This window comes from Mycobacterium sp. E3247 (assembly GCF_001667785.1).
In the GTDB taxonomy this organism is placed as follows: domain Bacteria; phylum Actinomycetota; class Actinomycetes; order Mycobacteriales; family Mycobacteriaceae; genus Mycobacterium.
Window position 1 is genome coordinate 1 of the sequence record NZ_LZJG01000344.1, and the last position, 608, is coordinate 608.

A 608-nucleotide genomic window follows, 5' to 3' on the forward strand; every position below is an offset into this window, starting at 1 on the left:
GTCGCGAGCTGAGTCACAGCGGCCACATGCGTTTCTCGCCGGGGGAAGCGGCGATGTGCCCGCCTCACAGCGACTTTCGGTCAGCGGGGCCCTCGGGATAGGGGGTCGAGTCACACCCGCCACACCGGTCCCTGGCGGGAGAAATCGTCGATTTGCCCGCCTCGCAGCGACAAGACCGGGGTGTCGTACCGGGGTGCAATGGTGCAGGGATGAATCTCCAGGGAATCGAGCTGCGTTACGTGTTGACGATGCACCTCGCCCACAATGGGCCGGCCACCATCGGTCAAATGATCGAAGCCCTTAATAAACAGGGCTTTCGGATCCGCGGTAGGGCATCGAAAGTCATCTCAGACGCCTTGCGGTGGGAGATGGGCCGCGGCAGAGTGCGTCGGATGGGCCGCGGTCGGTACGGGCCTAGATCCATGCCGCGGTCCACCGAATACCGTATTCATCAGCGCGTGCTGTCTCTGCGGCAGGCGACGAGGTTGTCGCTATGAGGCGGACAACTCGTCGATTCCTCCGGCCAGGGGCCGGTGTGGCGGATGTGACTCATCCTCCGCGAGCCCGAGCACCAGCGAGCCTAAAGTCGCTGTGAGGCGGGCACATCG

The 608-nt window shown here is 64.1% G+C and carries 1 protein-coding gene; it reads left to right on the forward strand.

All coding sequences use genetic code 11. The annotated features are described in order from the left end of the window. The first annotated feature begins 209 nt into the window (after positions 1-209). Complete coding sequence (locus tag A9X04_RS31605; RefSeq protein WP_067919054.1) at positions 210-497, forward strand: hypothetical protein; 288 nt, start codon at positions 210-212, stop codon at positions 495-497. Positions 498-608: the final 111 nt, after the last annotated feature.

Bases quoted from the DNA above. Each gene is read 5' to 3' on its own strand.
- A9X04_RS31605 (WP_067919054.1), top strand. From the start codon at position 210: ATGAATCTCCAGGGAATCGAGCTGCGTTACGTGTTGACGATGCACCTC.